This window comes from Streptomyces sp. NPDC052052 (genome assembly GCF_040680455.1).
GTDB lineage: Bacteria > Actinomycetota > Actinomycetes > Streptomycetales > Streptomycetaceae > Streptomyces.
This window is the reverse complement of the sequence record NZ_JBFAWU010000011.1, coordinates 15103-37339: the sequence shown is the minus strand read 5'-3', so window position 1 is coordinate 37339 and position 22237 is coordinate 15103. Positions and strand designations below refer to the sequence as shown.

At 70.2% G+C, this 22237-nt stretch carries 22 protein-coding genes and 1 pseudogene; 11 read left to right on the top strand and 12 right to left on the bottom strand.

Features of this window, described 5'->3' with window-relative positions; genetic code table 11:
- Positions 1–61: 61 nt before the first annotated feature.
- Positions 62–1291: a threonine ammonia-lyase gene (ilvA, locus tag AB0L71_RS15170; RefSeq protein ID WP_365242571.1), complete on the bottom strand. Its 1230-nt coding sequence runs from the start codon at positions 1289–1291 to the stop codon at positions 62–64.
- A gap of 156 nt (positions 1292–1447) precedes the next feature.
- On the opposite strand from ilvA, the gene AB0L71_RS15165 reads away from it, so the two are divergent.
- The 3 genes from AB0L71_RS15165 (at position 1448) to AB0L71_RS15155 (ending at position 2854) form a co-directional block, all read left to right on the top strand.
- Positions 1448–1978, top strand: a complete 531-nt coding sequence (locus tag AB0L71_RS15165; RefSeq protein WP_365242569.1) for a MarR family transcriptional regulator — start codon at positions 1448–1450, stop codon at positions 1976–1978.
- Between the two features lie 115 nt (positions 1979–2093).
- Entirely contained in the window at positions 2094–2606 is a 513-nt protein-coding gene (locus AB0L71_RS15160) for a sigma factor-like helix-turn-helix DNA-binding protein (RefSeq protein WP_365242925.1), read from the top strand.
- A 35-nt stretch (positions 2607–2641) separates the two neighbouring features.
- Complete coding sequence (locus AB0L71_RS15155; protein WP_365242924.1) at positions 2642–2854, top strand: hypothetical protein; 213 nt, start codon at positions 2642–2644, stop codon at positions 2852–2854.
- Between the two features lie 93 nt (positions 2855–2947).
- Here the strand turns inward: AB0L71_RS15155 and AB0L71_RS15150 are convergent, their stop codons facing one another.
- Positions 2948–4093 carry a cystathionine gamma-synthase gene (locus AB0L71_RS15150; protein ID WP_365242568.1) on the bottom strand — a complete coding sequence of 382 codons (1146 nt, stop codon included), beginning with the start codon at positions 4091–4093 and terminating at the stop codon, positions 2948–2950.
- Positions 4094–4161: 68 nt separating this feature from the next.
- Between AB0L71_RS15150 and AB0L71_RS15145 the strand changes: the two genes are divergently transcribed.
- The 5 genes from AB0L71_RS15145 (at position 4162) to AB0L71_RS15125 (ending at position 9088) form a co-directional block, all read left to right on the top strand.
- Complete coding sequence (locus AB0L71_RS15145) at positions 4162–5265, top strand: hypothetical protein (RefSeq protein WP_365242566.1); 1104 nt, start codon at positions 4162–4164, stop codon at positions 5263–5265.
- 100 nt (positions 5266–5365) lie between these two features.
- The gene (locus AB0L71_RS15140) at positions 5366–6193 is read left to right on the top strand and encodes a M55 family metallopeptidase (RefSeq protein WP_365242564.1); all 828 of its coding nucleotides are present in this window, start codon (positions 5366–5368) and stop codon (positions 6191–6193) included.
- 264 nt (positions 6194–6457) lie between these two features.
- Positions 6458–7123, top strand: coding sequence for a peptide-methionine (S)-S-oxide reductase MsrA (gene msrA, locus AB0L71_RS15135; RefSeq protein WP_365242562.1), 666 nt, complete (start codon positions 6458–6460; stop codon positions 7121–7123).
- A gap of 123 nt (positions 7124–7246) precedes the next feature.
- Positions 7247–7453: a hypothetical protein gene (locus AB0L71_RS15130; RefSeq protein WP_365242560.1), complete on the top strand. Its 207-nt coding sequence runs from the start codon at positions 7247–7249 to the stop codon at positions 7451–7453.
- A gap of 1197 nt (positions 7454–8650) precedes the next feature.
- A complete protein-coding gene (locus AB0L71_RS15125; RefSeq protein ID WP_365242558.1) occupies positions 8651–9088 on the top strand; it encodes a GNAT family N-acetyltransferase in 438 nt (145 codons plus the stop codon).
- 109 nt (positions 9089–9197) lie between these two features.
- Here the strand turns inward: AB0L71_RS15125 and AB0L71_RS15120 are convergent.
- Both AB0L71_RS15120 and AB0L71_RS15115 read right to left on the bottom strand, forming a co-directional pair.
- Positions 9198–9428, bottom strand: a pseudogene (locus AB0L71_RS15120) (GNAT family N-acetyltransferase); the annotation flags it as partial.
- 264 nt (positions 9429–9692) lie between these two features.
- Positions 9693–10607, bottom strand: a complete 915-nt coding sequence (locus AB0L71_RS15115; RefSeq protein WP_365242557.1) for a hypothetical protein — start codon at positions 10605–10607, stop codon at positions 9693–9695.
- 94 nt (positions 10608–10701) lie between these two features.
- Here AB0L71_RS15115 and AB0L71_RS15110 point away from each other — a divergent pair, with 94 nt between their 5' ends.
- The gene (locus AB0L71_RS15110; protein ID WP_365242556.1) at positions 10702–11139 is read left to right on the top strand and encodes a VOC family protein; all 438 of its coding nucleotides are present in this window, start codon (positions 10702–10704) and stop codon (positions 11137–11139) included.
- Between the two features lie 201 nt (positions 11140–11340).
- On the opposite strand, the gene AB0L71_RS15105 is transcribed toward AB0L71_RS15110, so the two are convergent.
- From AB0L71_RS15105 to AB0L71_RS15095, 3 genes are all read right to left on the bottom strand, one after another.
- Positions 11341–12486, bottom strand: coding sequence for an MBL fold metallo-hydrolase (locus tag AB0L71_RS15105; protein WP_365242554.1), 1146 nt, complete (start codon positions 12484–12486; stop codon positions 11341–11343).
- Positions 12487–12788: 302 nt separating this feature from the next.
- Entirely contained in the window at positions 12789–14126 is a 1338-nt protein-coding gene (gene gdhA, locus AB0L71_RS15100) for an NADP-specific glutamate dehydrogenase (RefSeq protein WP_365242552.1), read from the bottom strand.
- A gap of 324 nt (positions 14127–14450) precedes the next feature.
- Positions 14451–14963 carry a hypothetical protein gene (locus AB0L71_RS15095; protein WP_365242551.1) on the bottom strand — a complete coding sequence of 171 codons (513 nt, stop codon included), beginning with the start codon at positions 14961–14963 and terminating at the stop codon, positions 14451–14453.
- A gap of 234 nt (positions 14964–15197) precedes the next feature.
- Here AB0L71_RS15095 and AB0L71_RS15090 point away from each other — a divergent pair, with 234 nt between their 5' ends.
- The gene (locus AB0L71_RS15090) at positions 15198–15644 is read left to right on the top strand and encodes an RDD family protein (RefSeq protein WP_365242549.1); all 447 of its coding nucleotides are present in this window, start codon (positions 15198–15200) and stop codon (positions 15642–15644) included.
- A gap of 176 nt (positions 15645–15820) precedes the next feature.
- Here AB0L71_RS15090 and AB0L71_RS15085 read toward each other — a convergent pair whose 3' ends face one another.
- From AB0L71_RS15085 to AB0L71_RS15070, 4 genes are all read right to left on the bottom strand, one after another.
- Positions 15821–16507, bottom strand: coding sequence for an ABC transporter ATP-binding protein (locus AB0L71_RS15085; RefSeq protein WP_365242548.1), 687 nt, complete (start codon positions 16505–16507; stop codon positions 15821–15823).
- 45 nt (positions 16508–16552) lie between these two features.
- Entirely contained in the window at positions 16553–18031 is a 1479-nt protein-coding gene (locus AB0L71_RS15080) for an ABC transporter permease (RefSeq protein ID WP_365242546.1), read from the bottom strand.
- Positions 18032–18210: 179 nt separating this feature from the next.
- Complete coding sequence (locus tag AB0L71_RS15075; RefSeq protein ID WP_365242544.1) at positions 18211–19479, bottom strand: Ig-like domain-containing protein; 1269 nt, start codon at positions 19477–19479, stop codon at positions 18211–18213.
- Between the two features lie 291 nt (positions 19480–19770).
- Entirely contained in the window at positions 19771–20211 is a 441-nt protein-coding gene (locus tag AB0L71_RS15070) for a hypothetical protein (RefSeq protein ID WP_365242543.1), read from the bottom strand.
- Between the two features lie 119 nt (positions 20212–20330).
- Here AB0L71_RS15070 and AB0L71_RS15065 point away from each other — a divergent pair, with 119 nt between their 5' ends.
- A complete protein-coding gene (locus tag AB0L71_RS15065) occupies positions 20331–20609 on the top strand; it encodes a hypothetical protein (RefSeq protein WP_365242541.1) in 279 nt (92 codons plus the stop codon).
- 39 nt (positions 20610–20648) lie between these two features.
- On the opposite strand, the gene hutH is transcribed toward AB0L71_RS15065, so the two are convergent.
- A complete protein-coding gene (hutH, locus tag AB0L71_RS15060) occupies positions 20649–22208 on the bottom strand; it encodes a histidine ammonia-lyase (protein ID WP_365242539.1) in 1560 nt (519 codons plus the stop codon).
- Positions 22209–22237: the final 29 nt, after the last annotated feature.

The window sequence follows — 22237 nt, the reverse complement described above, 5'->3', positions numbered from 1 at the left end:
CCGGGGGCTCCTCGCACGGTGGGGGGCCGCCGCAGCGGGGCGGCCGGGGTTCGCCCGGGGCTCAGCTCATCACCAGATAGCCCGCCTCACGCAGCGCCGCCGAGACCTCGTCGCAGTGCTGCGGGCCCTTCGTCTCCAGGTGCAGCTCCACCTCGACCTCCGTGAGCCCCAGCCGGGGATCGGTCCGCACATGCCCGATGTCGAGGACGTTGGCGTCGACCACCGAGAGCACGGCCAGCAGCGTGGCCAGCGCACCGGGCCGGTCGCTCAGCCGCAGCCGCAGACTCAGATAACGGCCGGCCGCCACCATGCCGTGGGTCAGGACGCGCTGCATCAGCAGCGGGTCCACATTGCCGCCCGACAGCAGGGCGACCACCGGTCCGCGGAACGACTTCGGATCGCTCAGCAGCGCCGCGACCGGGCTCGCACCGGCCGGCTCCACGACCAGCTTCGCCCGCTCCAGGCAGAGCAGCAGCGCACTGGACAGCTCGTCCTCGGAGACCGTGCGGACCTCGTCGACCAGCTCCTGAACCAACGCGAACGGCACATCGCCGGGGCGTCCGACCTTGATGCCGTCCGCCATCGTGGTCGGCGAGGCGATCGACACCGGGTGGCCCGCGGCCAGCGACGGCGGATAGCAGGCCGCACCCGCCGCCTGCACGCCGATGATCCGCACATCGGGCCGGACCGCCTTGACCGCCACCGCGATGCCCGCGACGAGACCACCGCCGCCGACCCCGACGACGATCGTGCGCACCTCGGGGCACTGCTCGAGGATCTCCAGGCCCACGGTGCCCTGCCCGGCGATGATGTCCGGGTGGTCAAAGGGGTGGATGAAGACCGCGCCGGTGTCATGCGCGTACTCCTGGGCGGCGGCCAGCGTGTCGTCGATGACATGACCGTGCAGCCGGACCTGCGCCCCGTACTCGCGGGTGGCGGCCACCTTCGGCAGGGGAGCCCCGACCGGCATGAAGACCGTCGACCGTACGCCGAGCAGCGCAGAGGCGAGTGCGACACCCTGCGCATGGTTTCCGGCACTCGCGGCCACGACGCCGGCCGCCCGCTCCACCGGAGACAGGCCCGCGATCCGTACGTAGGCACCACGCAGTTTGAACGAACCGGTCCGCTGCAGGTTCTCGCACTTGAGATGGACCGGCGCGCCCACGAGCTCGGTGAGGTGACGGCTGCCCTCCATGGGCGTCATCCTGGCCACGCCGGAGAGCATCTTCTGCGCCCCGCGGACGTCGTCGAGGATCAGCGGGGGGAAACGGCCTGGGGCACGGTAGCTCATATCGTCAGTCTCGCAGCTCGACAGGGTGCCGGATGCCTCGCGTGATCCCTCCGTGCACCGCTGTCCACGGGTTTGCACAGCACTGGTACGCGTTACCCCGCAGCCGCGTACTCTGTCCCCCACCCATCCGACACCGCATGAAGAGAGCCCCCGGCCATGCCCCCTCAGGACATGACGACAGCTGCGTCTCCTTCCGGGGACCCGGCCCCCGATTCCACGGGTTCCGACCAGGTCCTCGACACACTGCAACACCAGGTCGCAGTATTCGCCCGCCGTGCCGAGCAGACCCGCCTCGGCGGTGTCGGGCAGGTCCGCAACACCATGGACCGGGCCGCCTATCTGCTCCTCAACCGGCTGGACCGGGAAGGCCCGATGGGCGTCAAGGCACTGGCCGCGGGCATGGGGATCGATTCCTCGACCGTGACCCGGCAGGTCGCACCGCTGGTCGAGACGGGCCTGGTCAAGCGCACCTCGCACCCGGAGGACGGCCGGGCCGTCGTGCTGCAGCTCTCGCCGCGCGGCCAGGCACGGCTGGGCGAGGTCCGTATGTCGCGGCGCGAGCTCATGTCGCAGGTGACGGACGACTGGACGCCCGAGGAGCGCGAGACGTTCTGCGCGCTGCTCACCCGGTTCAACGGGGCACTGGCGGCCCGCCAGGCATCGCACCAGACTCCCGAGGCCGGCTGAGCACTCCCGTCCGCGGCACCCCGGGTGCCGCGGCGGCGTCCGACGGCACGGCCCCACGAGCTGTCCGGTGCACGCCTCTTGACCCGGGAACTCCCGGGCGGCTCGGATGAGTTCTGTGCGAGAGCGCCAAGCGGGCCACGAACGGCGCCGCTCCCAGGAGTTCGAGGCGTTCGTGGCGGGCGCGGCCGGCCGGCTGCTGCACACCGCGACGCTGCTCACCGCCGAGCCCATGCAGCCGCCGGGCACGAACCCCCGCGCCCAGCGGCTGCTGATGGTCGCGCTGGCACACACGTACGCGGAGTGGGAGCGGCTGCGCGGCGAGGACCCGTACGACCGCACCCGGCAGGCGCTGGTCACCCGGTTCGCACACGAGGTCTGGCAGCACCACCGCCCGCGCGGCGGCCTGCTGGACCCGCTGACCCCGCAGGAACGCCTGGTTCTCGTCCTTCGGCTGTACGAAGGCGTCGCGGAGGAACAGGCCGCGGCCCTGCTCGGGCTTCCGGTGGACCGGATCCGGGCGCTCTGCAACCGCTCGGTGGCCACCCTGCGCGGCACCCGCCGGCCGACGGCCCGGCGGGGACTGCTGGGGCCCCTGGGGCCGAAGGGGCCGCTGGGGAGGGCGCCGTGAACGGCCGCGGCAGCAGGGAGGACGAGGTCTGGCGCATGCTGGCCGGTCCGCATCCGCAGGTGCCCGCCGATCTGGCGCGTCAGGCGGCACGACGCGGCGGCCGTCTGCTGCGCCGCCGCCGGCGCGCACGCCGGCTGCTGCTGTTGTTGGCGTGCGTCGCGATGGTGGCCTTCACGGTGTGGGCGGTGCGGGTGCAGCCGTGGCAGTTGCCTCCGGCCGAGACGACACCTCCGCTCGACGGCTGGTGAGAGCCGGTCCTGGGCGCCGAGCCGGCCCCGGCACGCAGACGCCCGGAACCGCGCGAACGGATCCGGGCGCTGTGACGGGGCGAACCCCTCCTGTCAGCCGAGCGCCTGTGTCAGATCGGCGATCAGGTCGTCGGCGGACTCGATGCCGACGGAGAGCCGGACCAGGTCGGCCGGTACCTCCAGCGGGGAGCCGGCCGCCGAGGCGTGCGTCATGCGGCCCGGGTGCTCCAGGAGGGACTCGACGCCGCCCAGGGACTCGCCGAGGGTGAACAGCTCCGCCCGGTTGCACACCTGGACCGCCGCTTCCTCACCGCCCTCGACCCGGAAGGACACCATGCCGCCGAAGGACCTCATCTGCTTCGCGGCGATCTCGTGGCCGGGGTGCTCGGGCAGCCCCGGGTAGAGGACCTGGGTGACCTTGGGGTGCCGGGTCAGCAGATCGGCGATCTTCGCGGCGTTCTCGCTGTGCCGGTCCATGCGGACCGCGAGGGTCTTGATGCCGCGCAGCACCAGCCAGGCGTCGAACGGTCCGGCGACCGCACCCATGGCGTTCTGGTGGTACGCCAACTCCTCGGCCAGTTCAGGGTCGTTGACGATCAGTGCGCCGCCGACGACGTCCGAGTGCCCGCCCATGTACTTCGTCATGGAGTGCACCACGACATCGGCACCGAGGGCGAGCGGCTGCTGGAGGTAGGGACTGGCGAAGGTGTTGTCGACGACCAGCCGCACACCGGCCGCACGGGCCACACCGGCGACCGCGGCGATGTCGGTGATGCCGAGCAGCGGGTTGGACGGGGTCTCCACCCAGATCGCCTTGGTGCGCGGGGTGATCGCCGCCCGTACCGCCGCCACGTCCGACGTGTCGGCGACCGAGAAGTCCACGCCCCACCGCGAGACGACCTTCGCGAACAGCCGGAACGTACCGCCGTAGGCGTCGTTCGGGATGACCACGTGGTCGCCGGGGGTGAGAAGGGTACGGAGCAGGCAGTCCTCGGCAGCGAGGCCGGAGGCGAAAGCGAGCCCGCGGCGGCCACCTTCCAGGGCCGCGAGGTTCTCCTCCAGCGCGGTACGGGTGGGGTTGGCGCTGCGGCTGTACTCGTAGCCGCCGCGCAGTCCGCCCACGCCGTCCTGCTTGTAGGTGGACACCTGGTAAATGGGCGGTACGACGGCGCCCGTGAGGGGATCGGCGGTGTTTCCCGCATGGATCGCGAGAGTCTCGAAACTGTGCTGGTCGCTCATGGGGCCAGAGCGTAGTTCGTCACGAGGGCGGCGACCGGACTGTACGGCCGTCCGGTGACAATGGGGGCATGGAGATTCTCTGGTTCCTGATCGCCCTGTGCATGCTCGCCGCGGTCATCGGCCCCTTCGTGCTGCGCCGCCGCGGCGGAATCCGCCAGGTCGCGCCCGGTTCGCCGGACGCCGCCGACCCGGAGGCCTACGGCTTTCTGCGCCAGGAGGAGCTCGATGTCCGGCTGCCGGGCCCGGACCAGGATCTCCTCGATGTGCTCGCCGTCGTGCAGCGCACCCAGGACTGGCGGGCGGCCTCGCAACTGCTGGCCGGTACGCCCAAGGAGGGCGAGGTGCGGTGGCAGCGGGTGCAGGCATTCGCCGGTGCCGCCTCGCTGGAGCTCGCCCAGCAGCCGGGTGTCGGTGGTGCGTGGCTGCGCACCTGGCGGGCCGAGGCGCCGAAGGACGCGGGCGGCGCGGCGGTGCACGCCGAATTCCTGGTGCAGCAGGCATGGCGTTCGTCGACCGCGGGGACGGACGATTTCCGGATCATCCTGGAGGAGGCCCGTACGGTCTGCGGCGAGGCCGCGCTGCTGGCTCCGGGCGACCCCGTGCCGTACCTCGTCGAACTGGCGGTGGCCCGTGGACTCGCTTACCCGCACGAGGAGTTCGACCGGCTCTGGGCCAAGGTGATCGACCGGGCCCCGGCCCACATGGGCGCACACATCGCCGCGCTGCACTACCTGTGCGAGAAGTGGCACGGCTCCCGCGAGGAGGCCGACCGCTTCGCCACCACGGCAGCCGCCCGCGCCCCGCAGGGCTCGCTGTTGGCCGCGCTGCCGCTCTTCGCGGTGTACGAGCATCTGCCCGAGGTCAACCTCGTGCGGGGCTTCTACCAGGGCGCGGTGGTGACCAAGGCCGTCGAGGGCGCCCTGTTCGCGGTGCACGCGGCCCGCGCGGACGATCCGATGCTGGCGCACGTACGCCATCTGCTGGTGCTGTTCCTGGTCCGGATGGAACGCTGGTCGGAGGCGATGAACCAGTTCGTCCACATCGACGGCCATGTGGGCGCACTGCCGTGGACCGAGGACCCCGACCCGGCCGCCGTGTACACGGTCCACCGGGCGCTGGCGGTCGCCGGCTACGAGGCGAACGGCGGCAGCCCGGCGACGCTGCCGCGGTAGCCGGTGTGTGGGCCGGCCGATCGGGCCCCGGCGATGTGAGGCCGGAAGTTTTGCCATGCACGGCCGGTACGGCGCCCCCAGCACGTAGGCTCCCGGAGCTATGAAGGTGCTGATCTCTGTCGACCTGGAGGGCATCTCGGGGATCGTCCATCCCACCGAGACGAATCCGGATCGCTACGACTACGAGCGCGGTCGCTCGTTGATGACGGCCGAGGCGAACAGCGTGATCGCCGGTGTCCTGGATGCCGAGCCCGCCGCCACGGTCTGGGTCGCCGACGCGCACGGGCCGTTTCGCAACCTGTTGCCGGAGGAGCTCGACCGGCGGGCACGACTGGTGCGCGGCAAGCCGCGCCCCCTGGGCATGCTCGGCGGGCTCGACGACCGCACCGACGCGGTTCTGTTCATCGGCTATCACGCACGGGCCGGTGGCGGCCCGGCCGTGCTGGCGCACACCATGAACGACGGCATCCTCGATGTGCGCGTGGCCGGGCGCTCCATGGGCGAGATCGGTCTCAACGCCGCGATGGCCGGGCATCTGGGCGTGCCCGTCGTCCTGCTCAGCGGGGACGACAGCGCCTGCGCCGAACTGCGTGATCTGGTCCCCGCCGCGACCACCGTCGAGGTCAAGCAGGCCCTCGGCCAGCTCGCCGCCGTCGCTCTGCACCCCGAGGAAGCGCGGGAGCGGCTGCGCCGCGGGGCCGCCGACGCCATCACGCGGCGGGCCCAGGTTTCACCGCTGACCCTCGCCGGACCGGTGGAGGTCGAGGTCGACCTCTCCGCACCGTTCACGGTCGACCTGGCGACTCTCGTGCCCGGGGTCTCACGCAGCGGAGACGGCCGCACCGTCGCCTTCACCACCGACGACTTCGGCGACGCCTACCGTCTGGTCCTGCTGCTCGCGCAACTCGCGACCATCAAGCCGGGTTAGTACGGCAACCGGGGCCTCTCGTGCGCGCCGGCCGGGCTCGCGGGGTCCGGGCGGCCCACACTCCAGACGCAAGCCCCGAGGGCCGTCCCGTGGGCTGCGCATCGGGTTATCCGCCGACCCCAGCTCGGCCGGACACGTCCTGGCGCGGCAGCGTCGTCGGGCGCAGGGAGTCCCCGTGGAATCCAGGAAGCACCCGGTGCGTTGAAAGTTGACACGCTCGGCATGCCGTACGCACCGAACGCCGACCCCAGGAGGAGCCCCCGCATGTTCCTGCACCGCCGTACCCCGCAGCTCCCCACCCCCGAGGAAGCCCTGAAGGGCCGCTCCATCCCCGGGTTCACCGTCCCGTCCCGCCACACGGTCCTCGGCAACGCGCTGCTGGGCCCGTACCCGGAGGGGCTGGAGGTCGCGGACTTCGCCATGGGCTGCTTCTGGGGCGCCGAGCGCACGTTCTGGCGGACGGACGGCGTCTGGACGACGCTCGTCGGCTACCAGGGCGGCTACACGGAGAACCCCACGTACGAGGAGGTCTGCTCGGGCCTGACCGGTCACACCGAGGCGGTCCGCGTGGTCTTCGACCCGGAGATCATCTCGTACGGTGCACTGCTGAAGGTGTTCTGGGAATCCCACGACCCCACCCAGGGCTTCCGCCAGGGCAACGACGTGGGCACGCAGTACCGCTCGGCGGTCCACACCCACTCCCCCGAACAGGCAGCCACCGCGGCGGCCTCCCGTACGGCCTACCAGGAGGTCCTCACGGGCTCCGGCTACGGCGAGATCACCACGGAGATCCTCTCGGCCGAGGGTCGCGCCCTGTGGCCTGCCGAGGCATATCACCAGCAGTACCTCGACAAGAACCCGGCCGGTTACTGCGGGATCGGGGGGACGGGGGTGTCCTGCCCGATCGGCATCACGAAGGCCGATGGCTGAGTCCCTCTCGCCCGGTGCGATGGCGACACTGAACGCGCTGCTTGCCGGTTCCGATCCGGTGAGCAGTGCTCTGCGTGCTCAGATTCCGCATGCGCGAGTGGCGGGCCGGTTGGTTGCGGCTGCGTGGCTGTCGACCTCATGGTGGACCGCGCGGCGGTGCCACCGGCCCTGGTGCACGGAAACCCGGCTGCGGATGCCTGGTACGCCGTACCGGACGACGCCGGGGTGATGGTGTTCACCAAGGCTGGTTATCTCTCGCTCTTGGAGATCTACTCGGCGTCCAGCGAGCCGATCACCTCGTGGCCGGAGCCTCGCTTCCAGGAACGCTGAGCGGGCGACGCCACAGGCGGCCGTCCGATCCGACGACGGACTCGCACGCATCACAGAGAGTCAGCTCGATCGGCCGGGTCTCGCGCAGCGTTCCGGCGTCGCCACACCGCTCACAGACGTGCTCGCTGACGGCCGTGAACTCGGCCACCAGCGCATCGAGCCTGTCCGCCTCGTCGGACGTCCAGTTTCCGCCCCGCTTCCACGGCCGAGGAAAAGCCTGGTAGGCCAGGGCGGCCCACTTCTGTTTCACCGCCAGAAGCTCGTACTCGGGAAACTCCGCGACGACCGCCTCATGGCACCGCAGCACAAGGGACCGCCACCCGGGCCCTACATCACATTCGGACGAGGGGTCACGGAAGTGGTGCCTGAGCGGCGCCAGTTCAGCGTCTGGTTCGGCGGCAGACGCTGGCACAGGACGGCCGCTCATCTCTCCGCCCCCTTCGTATCGAACGCGTACACCCGTACAGGATCAAGGTGAAGCTCGTGCGGGCCCATGCAGTCAGCAGCGAGGGTGGCAACGAGGACACCGCATCCGCAGGCCATGTTGCGGCCCCCGGTGCCGAGCGGGCCGCAGCAGCCCTGGTGGGGGCCATCCTGATCCAGCAGCCGGAGATCCGGTACGTCGTCGGGATGCACGACGACGGTGTTTCTCTGCCCACCCGGGGTCCAGTCGGTCAGTTCGGCCGGCATGAGCAATCGGCGCGGATGGTGCGGCCGAGGTTCACCGGTCGGCGGGGTGAACGGTGCGCCCCACAGCTCGGGATCAATCGCATAGTGCCCTCGCGGCACAGTGGAGGGGGCCAGACGTGTCTTCCTGTCCCGGTCCCCGTCACGGCCCGAGACTTCCGGCACGGCGGGTAGCTCCACCAAGTCCGGGGTGAGTTCGACTCCGCACTTCGCACAGAAGAAGACCGTCATAGATGCCGTTGTAGCTGCCAGGCGCTTGCCGGCGCATCCTCGTTTCGATGAGGCAGCGGTGCAGGGCCTCGCCCGCGTCGACCTCAACTTGCCCAACCGCCAATGGACGTCACGTCTGATCATGGCAAGCCGTTGTACGTCCAGTGCGATGGATCACGCGCCGTCGTCTCCATGGGGAGCGTCGTGTCCGACCGGCATCGCTCCTGCGCCGGATGTCACCCAGGAGTAGTCCGCACACAACACCCCTCCTCGGTCCAGGGCGATCGATAGGATCACGGGATGGACGTCCGTGTGGAGATCGCCCGGGAAGCAAGCCAGGAGCTTGTGGATGCCTTCGGTCGGCTGCTGCCGCAGCTGTCTTCGACGGCGAAGCCGCTCGATTTCGAAGCGGTCGACCGGATGGTGACCTGTGACGCGAACACCGTGCTCGTCGCCCGGTCCTCCGACGAGATCGTCGGCACCCTGACGTTGGTGCTGCTGCCGCTGCCGTCCGGTTTGCGGGGGCGTGTCGAAGACGTGGTCGTGGACGGCGTTGCGCGAGGCCAGGGAGTCGCCGGCCTCCTCACTGAGGAGGCCCTGCGGATTGCCGGGGAGGCGGGTGCCCGGACGGTCGATCTCACCTCTCGGCCGGATCGTGCGGCAGCGAACCGGCTCTATGAACGTCTCGGCTTCCGGTCGCGACAGTCGACGGTCTACCGCTTCCAGCACGGGCAGTAGGTCATCCGCAGGTGGGCTCGCGCTCACGTCTGCGGACACCGTCGGGGTGTGGTGCCTCAACGCCGGAGGCGGCGCACTTTGCCGTACTGAGTTCCTCGGGGCCCATCGTTCAGAGTGGGGCGAGGAGCATGAGGACCTCGTCTCGGTCGTCACCTTCGGCAAGGCGGAGGGCGCCGGGCCAGCGGCCGGTCTCCCTCCAGCCCAGGCGCCCGTAGAAGGCCTCCAGTCCCACGCCGGCGCGCGCGGCGAGACGGAGTTGCTCAAGTCCCATCTCCTCCCGCGCGATGCGGCGGACCTCGTGTACGAGAGTGGCCCCGTAGCCGCGTCCGTGCAGGCCGGGGCGGATGTAGGAGCCGTTTCGGCGGTCGGCGTCACATCGTCGAAGGCGGCATCAGGCACGGACGGCATCCTCGCTGGTTCAGGGTGTGTGGCCCGGTCGTATGTGGTTGTGGTGGTGGAGGGCGGCGTGCGGTCGTTGCCGACTACCCCGTACAAGACCAGCTGGAGTGCGTCGTTTCCGACCCGCATCGCACAGGCTCCGGGCGTCGACGCGGAGCAAACGACCTCAGCCGTCCGACTGCGGGGCTGGGTCTCGGACCGTCCGTCAGTGGCAGTCATGGCGGTGGGCGTACGGGAGATCGGGGCACTGGCGGCAGAGAAAGACGTACAGGCCCCCGGCATCCCCGATCTCCAGTTCCGGCCCGATCGCGTCCAGGGCGTCCTGGGCCGCTGGAGCGTCCCACGTCGGTAGCGTCGTTCCGGGTTCGTGCTCGTCCAGCGGGAGCCAACGCCCGTAGGCCGGCTCTCCGGTGATGCTGAACAGGTGCTCCATGCGGTGGCCCTGGTCGCAGTGCGGCCAGTCCGGGCTCTGGGTCCAGGCCGGATATCCACCGACCTTGTTCTGCAGGGCGCTCGCCACTTCCGTGTACCAGAACCCGAAGCGGTCCTGGAGCTCTTCGAGGCGGGGGCCCAGGGATGTCAGCAGTTCGTGGGGCAGGTCGTAGCCCGGATACTCGACCGCGGGAGTCGGACAGACCGTGCAGGGGCGCGGAACGAGGTCGTCCACGTACTCGCCCTCATGAGGTGCAGGAACGTCGTGCAGGAGTCCCGCTGCCACCGTCTCGGCCTCGTTGCGCCAGTACAACTTCGGCAGCACGGCTCCTGCTGGGTCACCGTCATGGATGAGAGCGCACCAGAGCAACTGCACCACATCCTTGCCCCGAGGAAACTCGAGCCAGGGAACGTCACGGGCAAAGAGCTGGACCACCGGCACCATGGGGACCGCACCCGGCTCCGAACTCCCGGCGCCGCCGTCCGTGCCGTAGGCCCAGTGCCCGAACTGGGCGCAGTACGGCCATGGTTCGTCAATCGGCCAGAGCAACGGGCCGCCCATGGAGCTGTGCCGGACGCCGGGGTCACCACTCCTCGGGTACAGCAGGGTCGTCTCTTTGGCGAGGCTCGCGAACTCCGGTGCGAGTTCGGCCATGTCGAAGGGCGGCGGCGGAATCCTGCGAGGCATGGTGCGGGTCCTCCAAGGGCGAGCACGCTGGTACGGGCGAGGAGAAACCTACGCCCGAGCACTGACGGTCAGAGGCGCACGGTACGGTCCACCCATGGCAGCCGGCATCGACCTGACCCTTGATGGTGCGGACGCACAACTCCTGGCCGTTTTCTGGAAGACGGCCCTCGGCTACGTGGACGAGCCGCCTCCGGCTCCGTTCACCACACGTGCGGAGTGGTTCGCACAGTTCGACCTTCCCGAGGACGAATCCGTGGACGACGCTGCGTGGCTCTGTGATCCCGACGGAGTCGGTCCTCGCTTGAGCATCCTCAAGGTCCCCGAGCCCAAGACGGTAAAGAACCGGCTCCACATCGACGTTCGAGTGCCGGGGCACGGCAGCCCTGACGAACGATGGGCACGGATCAAGGCGGAGTCGGCGCGCCTGGTGCAGGCGGGCGGGACCGTTCTCGGCGAGTTCGACGGCCATCATGTGGTGATGGCGGACCCGGAGGGCAATGAGTTCTGCGTCGCCGCAGGCCCCGTGGGATGAGCGGGACGGGTGCGGGCCCGGCTGCGCTCGATGGGAATCACGCAGCGGCCAGGGCTCCGGGAGCCGGCTCGTCCCAGGGGCTCCTCGGGAGGGAGCCCCTGGGACGAGTTCGGCAGCCATGGCTGTGAGCAGAGCAGAACCCCCACACAATCCCTGCCCGGCCAGGGACTTGGGGGTGGAGCGGGTGAGCGGAATCGACGGTCAGGACCGCTTCTTGACGCCCTTGCGGTCGACGCTGTAGATCTCCAGGTCGCCACCCACGTGCACCGGACCGTCGTACCCGTTACGAGCCCAGCGACGCCACTGGGGCCGGTTGACGGCGCTGCCGTCCAGGTTGCCGATATGGCTCAGGAGCAGGGCCTCGGCGTTGCTGCGGGTGGCTACCCCGCCCACCTTCTGCACCTCGACGTGGGAGAGCAGGATGTGGTCGAGCACGGCCGCCGGCATGGACATTCCCTGCACGTTGACGGCCTCGTGCACCAGCAGGCGGGAGCCGTCGGCGAGACGCTCCAGGTTCTCGCTGTAGGTGGTGTCGCCCGAGAAGGTCACCGACCCGTACGCGGTGTCGAACCGGTAGGCGAAGGCGGGAAATGCGGGGCCGTGCGGCACCAGGACCGCGGTCACCCGGACCCGGTCGTCCTCCATCACGACGAACGGCCGCATGTCAGGGGCGGTGTTCTCGTACGAGGCCCCGGTCCCGGCCACATCGATCTCGTGGACGTCGGCAAGGGCACGGGTTTCGCGGATGCCCGAGTCGCGCATGAACACGTTCGTGCTGTAGGCGAAGGCGTCACACACATGATCGGTGAGCCCCGCGAGACCCGGCGTCGGGTCCCCCGGCGAGGTGGTCGACACGGTGCCGTTGCCGAAGGCGGGCGGCAGGCCGCCCGCCGCGCCGGGCCCGTACACCGGGATCGGGCCCGCGAGGGTGTCGCCCTGCCCGGGGGTGTTCCAGCCGCCGAGCAGGAACAGGTTCGGGTAGTCGGCCAGGTGGTCCACGTGGAGATGGGTCACGAAGACCGCGGTGAGGTCGGCCAGTTGCAGGCCGGCGTTGACGAACTGGTGGACCGCGGCGGCGCCCACGTCGACCAGATACACCTTCCCGTCGACGACGATCGCGGTCGAGATGCCGGCCTGTCCCGGCCGGGGCGGCGGGCCGCCGGCGGTCCCCAGCAGGACGACGTGAAGACCACGGGTCAGATCCGAGCCGCCGCGGGAATCAGTCGCGGCCGACGCGATGCCCGCGGGCACGGTTGCCAGACCTGCCCCTGCGGCCACACCGCCCAGCAGCAGACGCCGGGAGAGAGACCGGTGGGTGTGGGTCGGGTCGCTGCAGCTGCTGCACATGGGCACTTCCTCCTCAGGATCCGCCGACAGTGCGCGCTCGTGCGAGTGCGGTGGCAGACGTGGCTCGCAACCTAGGCGCGCCGCCTTGATGGGTCAGCCGAATTCCGCCTTGCAGAACCGTCGACGGGCCGCCAGAGACGGATTGTCAGCTCGGCGTCCCGTTTGCCCCGGTACCGCACCGCCGGCGAACGTCTGCGCATGCTCATCGCATCCGTCGCACGGTCCCCGTCCTACCGAAACGGCCCGGCCGCACCCCTCGGGTGAGAGGGCGGTCGGGCCGTTGCGGCGCCGGAGCCGAGGGATCAGATGAGGCCCTGGGCGAGCATCGCGTCCGCGACGAGTTCGAAGCCGGCGATGTTGGCGCCGACCACGTAGTTGCCGGGGCTGCCGTAGCGCTCGGCCGTGGTGTAGCAGGAGTCGTGGATGTGGCGCATGATCTCCGCGAGGCGCTGCTCGGTGTGGGCGAAGGTCCAGGAGTCGCGCGAGGCGTTCTGCTGCATCTCCAGGGCGCTGGTGGCCACACCACCGGCGTTGGCCGCCTTGCCAGGGGCGAAGGCGATGCCCGCTTCCTGGAAGATCCGCACGGCCCCCGGGGTGGTGGGCATGTTGGCGCCCTCGGCGACCGCCTTCACGCCGTTGCGGACCAGGGCCTGGGCGTCGGTCTCATGCAGTTCGTTCTGGGTGGCGCAGGGCAGGGCCACGTCACAGGGGACGTTCCAGAGACCGGCGCCGGGGACGTAGGCGACGTGGCTGCCGCGGCGCGCCGCGTACTCGGAGACCCGGCCGCGGCCGGCCTCCTTGATCTCCTTGAGCAGGGCGAGGTCGATGCCCTTGTCGTCGACGACGTACCCGTCGGAGTCGGAGCAGCTCACCACGATCGCGCCGAGCTGCTGGGCCTTCTCGATGGCGTAGATCGCGACATTGCCCGAGCCCGAGACCACGACGCGCTGTCCGTCGAGGGACTCGCCGCGGCTGCGGAGCATCTCGGCGGTGAAGAGCACACAGCCGTATCCGGTCGCCTCGGTGCGTGCCTGGGCGCCGCCCCATCCCAGGCCCTTGCCGGTGAGGACTCCGGACTCGTAGCGGTTGGTGATCCGCTTGTACTGACCGAAGAGGTAGCCGATCTCACGGCCGCCGACGCCGATGTCACCGGCGGGAACATCGGTGTACTCGCCGAGGTGGCGGTGGAGTTCGGTCATGAACGACTGGCAGAAGCGCATGATCTCGGCGTCGGAGCGGCCCTTCGGGTCGAAGTCGGCACCACCCTTGCCGCCGCCGATGGGCATGCCGGTCAGGGCGTTCTTGAAGATCTGCTCGAAGCCGAGGAACTTCACGATGCCGAGGTTGACCGAGGGGTGGAAACGCAGGCCGCCCTTGTACGGTCCGAGCGAGCTGCTGAACTCGACCCGGAAGCCGCGGTTCACGTGGATGTCGCCGGAGTCGTCCGTCCACGGCACGCGGAAGATGAGCTGACGCTCCGGCTCGCAGAGGCGCTCGATGATCCGGGCGTCCACGAACTCCGGTCGCTGTTCGAGGACCGGGTCGAGGGTCTCCAGGACCTCGTGCACCGCCTGGTGGAACTCCTTCTCGCCCTGGTTGCGGCGGAGGATCTCCGCGTACAGCGGCTCGATGACACTCATGTGGGGCCGTACCTTCCGTGGGTAGGGATCGCGCGCGTCGGCACCCCGTCCCGAGGGCACCTGCGGTCCCCCTCCCCATTGAGGGCGTCGCCCAGACATCGCACGCTCCGCAGCTCACGAAAGCGACGTTGAGACCGTTGTGGCATCTCAATTGTCCCAGGCGGCCGAAAAAACAGTGCACCGCATCCGTATCCCGGACTCGCACCCCGGATTCACTCCCCGGGTGCGCCCGGCGCGTGCGGAGAGTCCGCTGTCCGGTTCGGGCGGCCTCGTCAGGGTGTGTGAGGTGGGCGACAAGGGGACTGCCAGGGCCGGGTGGCGGGGTCAGTCGGTGACCCCGAGATCCTGGCGCATCAGCGTCCGCATGGTGTCGAGGCGGGGGTCGGCCGCCTTGAGCTCCTCCAGGGCCCGCTCGACGCTCTCGCCGTCATGGGCGAGGTCGCGGTCGAGGCGTTTGACGGCGGCGTCACCGGCGGCGAGGACCCGGTTGAGGTCGCGGGATGCCTGCAGAATCCGTTCCGGCACGATCATCTGCGCCTCGGCGTAGCGGTCGCGGTGGTCGAGACGGGCCTCTTCGAGCTGGGTGCGTTCCTGTTCGGTGTAGACGCCGTCGCGAATGCGGTGCAGGGCGTCCTTGAGGAGGGTGTGGAACTGCCGGGAGGCCCGGTTCATCGCTGTGTACTGGGCGCGCCGTTCCTCGAGCTTCCGCTGTCCGGCGGCGAGCCGGGTCTCCTCCGCGCGCTGGCGTCCGGTCAACCGCTGCGCGAGTACCGGAGCGAGGAGGGTGCCGAGCACCCCGACCACTGCGGTGATCATTGCGGCTATGGCGGTGATCATGGCTGAGAGAGTAGCGGGGCACGTAACGGAAAGAGAGCGGTTCTCGCCCCAGGACGGACGATCAGACATGATTTCGCCATGACAATGTCACGGGGGTACAGACAAACCGGGCCGATCTCACGGGGCGACGGCCCCGAGGGACGGTCACGTCCCTCGGGGCCGTACGCCCCGCCGGCTCTCCCGCTCGTCCCCGGCCGGCGCGTCACGCCCCGGGTCCCGCCACGGGTGGGCGACATGCGCCGCTATCTCGCCGTGGCTCTCGACTCCTACCTCTGCCTGGTCGCCAGTGGCCTGCTGGTCCGTACGCGCGTGGACACGGCCGGTGTCCCGGAGATCGTCGGCCTGCTACTCGGTCCGGCGCTCGCCTTCTCCTTCCTCAACCAGGTGGTCCTGACCGCGATCGCCGGGGCCGGCGCCGGCAAGCTGATCATGGGGATACGGGTGATCGGCCTGCCCGACGCCGGACGTCCGGGCCCCTGGCACCTGGTACGGCGCTGGCTGTACGGACTGTGCCGGCTGCCATTGCAACCCTGGTACGCGCTGCACTCGTTCCTCGCGGCCCCCAGGACCGTCCCGCTCAGCGCCGTCTGGAGCAGCGGGCACGACGACCCGATGGGGCTGCGCCAGGTCCACCGGGCCGACCTCGCCGCTCATCGCAACGCCGTGGCCGGACCGCGCTGAACCCTGCGGGCGTAATGGCTGAACCCGGCGGGCTCCATGCCGGTCCCCACGGCCCGTGGGGCTTCGGGCCGTGGGGACTCGGTCCATGGGTACGCCGGGTCATGGGGACGCTGGGTCATGGGGACGCTGGGCCGTGGGGGGACGCCGGGCCGTGGGGGCGCCGGGCCGTCCGGCCGTCAGGCCGCCGCCGCGTTCTCCGTGATGGTGACCTTGCCCTTGCGGATCGTGGCCAGCCGGGGCGCGCGCCGGGCGATGGAGCTGTCGTGCGTGACCATGATGAAGGTCAGGCCGTGCTCCTTCCACATGTTCTCCAGCACCTCCATGATCTCGTCACGCATCGACTCGTCGAGGTTGCCGGTGGGTTCGTCGGCGAGCAGCACCTTGGGCTGCTTGACCAGGGCCCGCGCGATCGCCACGCGCTGCTGCTGCCCCCCGGACATCTCGCTGGGCAGGTGTCCGAGCCGTTCGCCGAGTCCGACGGCGTCCAGTGCCTCGGCGGCCCGCTTGCGCCGCTCGGACGCCTTGCCGCCGAGGGGTACGAGCGCGGTCTCCACGTTCTCCTGGGCGGTGAGCGTCGGGATGAGGTTGAAGCTCTGGAAGACGAAGCCGATGTTCTGTGCGCGCACCTTGGTGAGCTTGGCCTCGCTGAGCTTGCCGAGGTCGACGCCGTCGAGTTCCACGCTGCCGCTCGTGGGGCGGTCGAGACCGCCGAGCATCTGCAGCAGGGTGGACTTGCCGCCGCCGGTGGGCCCCTGGATGACCAGCCGGCCGCCGTCCGGGACGGTCAGGTCGACTCCGGCGAGCGCATGGACGGTGGACTTGCCGCGCGTATAGCGCTTGGTGACGTCTCTCAGTGTGTACATGGGTGAACTCCTGCTGGAACGGGGTGGGAGGGGACGCCGCGGGGGCTACTCGACACGGCGCAGGGCGTCCGCGGGGCGCAGCCGCGAGGCCCGCCAGCCACCGAACGCACCGGCGATCAGCCCGCCCGCCACGGCCAGCCCGACGGCGATGAGGATGACGGAGAGGGAGACGGGTGCGGTCAGCGCGACCTCGAGCGACTTGGACGCGCTCTGTCCCGGTCCGCCCGGTCCGCCCATACCGCCGCCCATGCCGCCACCGCCACCGCCGCCGCCCGAGGAGCCGAGCTGTGCGGTGAGGGAGGGGCTGATGGCGGTGACGATGTACGCACCGGCGAGACCGATGGCGATGCCGAGCACGCCGCCCAGGAGTCCGTTGATGAGCGCCTCGCCGACGACCTGCCGGGTGACCCGGCCGCTCTTCCAGCCGAGCGCCTTGAGGGTGCCGAACTCACGCACCCGGCGGCTGACCGCCGAGGAGGTGAGCAGACCGGCCACCAGGAAGGCGGCGACCAGCACCGCGATCGACAGCCACTTGCCGACGCTGGAGGCCAGGTCGGAGGCGGTGGAGAGGGAGCCGGAGACGGTGTCGGCGAGATCGGCGGAGGTGGTGACCGTCGTCCCGGAGACGTTCTTCTGGATGGTGGACTTGACCTGGTCGATCTTCTGCGAGTCCGAGGCCTTCACATAGACCGTGGTGACCTTGTTCTTCGAGTCCGAGAGGGTCTGGGCCTGCTTCAGCGGGATGTACAGGTTGGCTGCCGCGTCACCGCTGTCGGCGGTCGAGACACCGACGATCTTGAACTTGGTGCCGCTGATGGTCACGGTCTTGCCGACCGCGAGCTCCTTCTCCTTGGCGTACGCGGAGTCCACGACGGCGACCTTCGCGTTGGTCTCGGACGCCTTGAAGGTACGACCCTTGGTGATCTTGGAGGAGGTCAGCGGGCCGAGGTCCTGCTTGGTGACGTCGGTGCCGTACACGGAGTACGAGTTGACGTCGAAGGAGGCGCCGCCGCCCTGGACCTCGCCCTGCGGCTGACCGTTGCCGCCGCCGCCCGGGCCGCCCTGCCCCTGGCTGCTCTGCGAGGAGCCGTCCTGCTTGAACTCGCCGCGCTTGAACTGGCCGTCGACCTTCATGACGTTCAGGCTCAGCCCCCCGACCGCGTCCGCGACCCCGTCCTGCTTGCCGATCTTGTCGACGGTGGAGGAGGCCAGCGCCTGGAAGCCCTGGACCATGACCCGGTCGCTGCTCTGCGTCGAGTCGTCGTCGTCGCCCTTGGCGTCGAACTCGAACTTCGGGCGTTCCTTGTTGGAGCCGGAACCGGGGGCAGCCGCGGCCTTGGTGACCGTCATGTCCGTACCGAGGCCGTACAGCGATTCCAGGACCTTGTCCTGGGCCTTGCTCATGCCGGAGGAGACCGAGCTGACGATGATGACCAGCGCGATGCCCAGGGCCAGTCCCGAGGCGACGACCAGCGCCGCCTTTCTGCGGCGGCGCAGTTCGCGCCGGAGGTAGGTGAAGAACATGCTGCGAAGCTATGGGCGCGTCCTGATGGTGGGTTAAGGCCAACATGAGAGCCGGATGAGAACCTCGGAAACGCCGAAGGCGGCGGCACCGCGGATCCGGGGAGGATCCGGGGTGCCGCCGCCTTCGTACGGGGTTCGGGGCTACCGGAGAAGTGGCTGCGGGAGAACGGGTGGCCGGGTCAGACCGCGGAACCCGCGACCCACTCCGCCCAGTTCATGTTCCAGCCGTTGAGGCCGTTGTCGGGGGTGATGGTCTTGTCCGGGGAGTTCTTGACGACGACCACGTCACCGATGATGGAGTTGTTGTAGAACCAGGCGGCGGGCTGGTTCGCGTCGCTCGCGCCCTTCACGTCGGCGAGGCCGACGCAGCCGTGGCTGGTGTTGACGCTGCCGAAGATGGACCGCGCGCCCCAGTAGTTGCCGTGCACGAAGGTGCCCGAGGTGGACAGCCGCATGGCGTGCGGGACGTCCTTGATGTCGTACTCGCCCTTGCCGTCGTCGTCGGTGAAGCCGACGGTCGCGCCGTTCATCCGGGTCTCCTTGAACTTCTCGGAGATCACCATCTGCCCGTTGTACGTCGGGTTCTCGGAGGAGCCGGCGGAGATCGGGATGGTCTTGATCGTCTTGCCGTCCTGGGTGACGGTCATCGTCTTCGCCTTGGCGTCGACCGTCGAGACCTGGTTGCGGCCGACGGTGAAGGTGACCGTCTTCTGCTGCACACCGTAGACACCGTCCGCGCCCTCGACACCGTCCAGCGCGAGCTTCAGCGTGACGGTGGAGCCGCCCTGCCAGTACTGCTCGGGGCGCAGGTCGAGGCGCTGCGAGTTGAACCAGTGGCCGACGACTTCCTGACCGCTGCTGGACGTCACGGTGATTCCGGCCTGGACGGCCTTCTTGTCCGTGATCGCCTTGTTGAAGTTGATCGAGACCGGCATGCCGACGCCGACCGTGGAGCCGTCCTCGGGGGTGAAATTGCCTATGAAGCTGTTGGCGGGCGACACCGTGGTGAACGAGGAGTTCTCGTGGGCCTCACGGCCCTTGGAGTCCTCGGCCGTCGCGTTGATCTTGTACGTGGTCGAGCGCTCCAGCTGGCCGTCCGGCCGCCAGCTCTTCTTGTCGGAGGCGAGCGTGCCCGGGACGGACTGACCGGCCGACGTGGTCATGGTGACCTGGGACAGCGTGCCCTTGGCGACGGTGACCTTGGCGTCGTTGTTGATGCTCGCGTTGGTCGCACCGTTCTTCGGCGAGATCGTGATCTGCGCCTCGGACGTGTCCTGGGCCGCCGCCTCGTCGACCGCGGCCGTCTGCGACTTCTTCGAGCTCTCGGCGCTACCGGCACTCGCTCCGTTGTCGTTGCAGGCGGTGAGCGCCAGAACACCACCGAGCAGTGCGGACGCGGCCATCAGGCCCTTGCGCCGCTTGCTGTCCGTCATCACACGCTTCTCCATCGTTGCCTAGTCCCAAAAACCCCGAGCAGAGCCACCGACGACCGGCGATACCCGTCCACGGGTCCAGAACCCGTCGAAGGGGTCCTCCGTTCCACATCCACCACGGATGTGGGGAACAACACTCACCGACGCTTCCGCGTCCGCGGTGGTTCCCGGCGCCGGTCGCGTAGGGCGACCGGACCACGCAGGACGCGTCCCCGGCCCGTGAAAGAACCGGCCGGGGACGTGGCTCACCGCCGCTGGGACCGCCGCTCCACGCTCGCGTCCGCGCCGCCTTGCCCGCCGTCGTCCTCACCCATTGTGCGGGATGCCGACATCGTTCCCCTTGTCGTTCTCCGCGCCCTCGTCGTTCTCCGCGCCCTCGTCGTCCTCCGCGCCCTCGTCGTCATCGAGGTCCCACTCGTCGTCGTCGAGGTCCCATTCGTCGACGTCGGCCACGGGGGCCGAACCCGGTTCGACGGTCTCGCAGCTCCATGACGCCTGGGAGAGTTCGACTCCCGGCACCCCTCCGACCAGGTCGAACGGGTCGACCAGGGAGGCCAGGGCTCCCGCGCCGTCCGCCCGGACGGCCTCCTCCGCCTGCAGACGATCCTCGGCCTGCTCGCCGCCGGGCTCCCCGTACTCGGCGGCGACGGCCTCCAGCGCACTGCCGGTGAGCGCGACGGGATCCGTGACCTCCACCACCATCTCGATGCGAAGCCGAACAAACTGTGCCGATTCAGAACTGGTCATGTGCCGGAGCGTACGGGACCGCGACGGGCTCCGCGCCTCGGCGACTTTCCCGCGACCCGCTGCTTTCACTAGCATCGGTGCGCAAGCCCGACTCGCGGCTGTGACAAGGGGGTTCGTCCGTGGCCATTGCCCGCCGCCCGCTGCTGACCGCCACCACCGCGGGCACGCTGCTGGCCGCCCTGTGGTTCGTCCCGTCCGCCAACGCGACGGACGAACCGGACGCACGGAGCCGGCAGATGACCCCCACTGCCGTGGGCACCGGGGGCGGCCCCGTGCTCGCCGACACCGGCGCCGGGGTCGACACCACCCCGTATCTGATCGGCGGCGCGGCGTTCCTGGGCATCGGCGCGGCGTTCGTCAGCTACTCGGTACGCCGCGCCGGCACCCTGCCCGGCTGACCTCCGCCGGAGCCGATGCCGGTCGGTGCCTGTCGGGCCCTACGCCAGCGGTCCGGTCACCGGCTCGACCGCCGCGACCAGCTTTCCGGCACGTACGAACGCGTGCGCCGCGGCCAGGTCCGGTGACAGGAAGCGGTCCGGTCCCGGTCCCTGGACCCCGGCAGCGCGCAGGGCGTCGACGGCGGCCTGCGAGGCGGGGGCGGGGACGAGGCCCTCTGCGGCGCGCAGTTCGAGGGCGCGGGTCGCCGCGTACAGCTCCACGGCCACGATCCGGGCGAGGTTGTCGACCGCGGTGCGGAGCTTGCGCGCGGCCGACCAACCCATGGAGACGTGGTCCTCCTGCATGGCGGAGGACGGGATCGAGTCGGCGGACGCCGGTACCGCGAGCCGCTTCATCTCGCTGACCAGGGCGGCCTGGGTGTACTGGGCGATCATCAGACCCGAGTCCACACCGGGGTCGTCGGCGAGGAACGGCGGCAGCCCGTGCGAACGGTTCTTGTCCAGCAGCCGGTCGGTACGGCGCTCGGTGATCGAACCGAGGTCGGCGGCGGCGATCGCGAGGAAGTCGAGTACGTAGGCGACGGGGGCGCCGTGGAAGTTGCCGTTGGACTCGACCCGGCCGTCGGGGAGCACCACGGGATTGTCGACGGCGGAGGCCAGTTCGCGGTCGGCGACGAGACGGGCGTGGTCGAGGGTGTCGCGTCCGGCGCCGTTGACCTGGGGGGCGCAGCGCACCGAGTAGGCGTCCTGGACACGGGGCGCGTCGCCGGTGATCTCGGCGTGCCGGCCGGTGAGGCCGGAACCGGCGAGCACCCGCAGCATGTTGTCGGCGCTGGCGGCCTGGCCGGGGTGCGGGCGGATGGCGTGCAGTTCCGGGGCGAGGACCCGGTCCGTACCGAGCAGTGCCTCCAGTGAGAGGGCGGCGGTGATGTCGGCCGAGGTGTAGAGGGTCTTCAGGTCGGCGAGGGCCATGACGAGCATCCCGAGCATGCCGTCGGTGCCGTTGAGGAGGGCGAGGCCCTCCTTCTCGTGCAGCTCGACGGGGGTGATGCCGTGGGCGGCGAGCAGCTCGCCGGCGGGGCGCACGGTGCCGTCGGGGCCCTCCGCGTCACCCTCGCCCATCAGGGTCAGGGCGCAGTGGGAGAGCGGGGCCAGGTCGCCGGAGCAGCCGAGCGAGCCGTACTCGTGGACGACGGGGGTGATGCCCGCGTTGAGGACGTCCGCCATGGTCTGCGCGACCGCGGGGCGTACGCCGGTGCGGCCGGAGGCGACGGTCTTCAGCCGCAGGAACATCAGCGCGCGCACGACCTCGCGCTCGACCCGCGGGCCCATGCCGGCGGCGTGCGAGCGGACGATGTTGCGCTGGAGCCGGGTGCGGAGATCCTGGCCGATGTGACGGGTGGCCAGCGCACCGAAGCCGGTGGAGACGCCGTAGACCGGATCGGGCTTGGCGGCGAGCGCGTCCACGATCTCGCGGGCGGCGGCGAGTGCCGCCACGGCCTCGGCGGAGAGCTCGACGCGGGCGTCCTCGCGGGCCACGGCGATGACGTCGCGGGCGGTGGTCCCGGACGTCCCCAGCACGACGGTATGCATATCCATATTCAGAAGCCTACGGATTGAATCTCTCC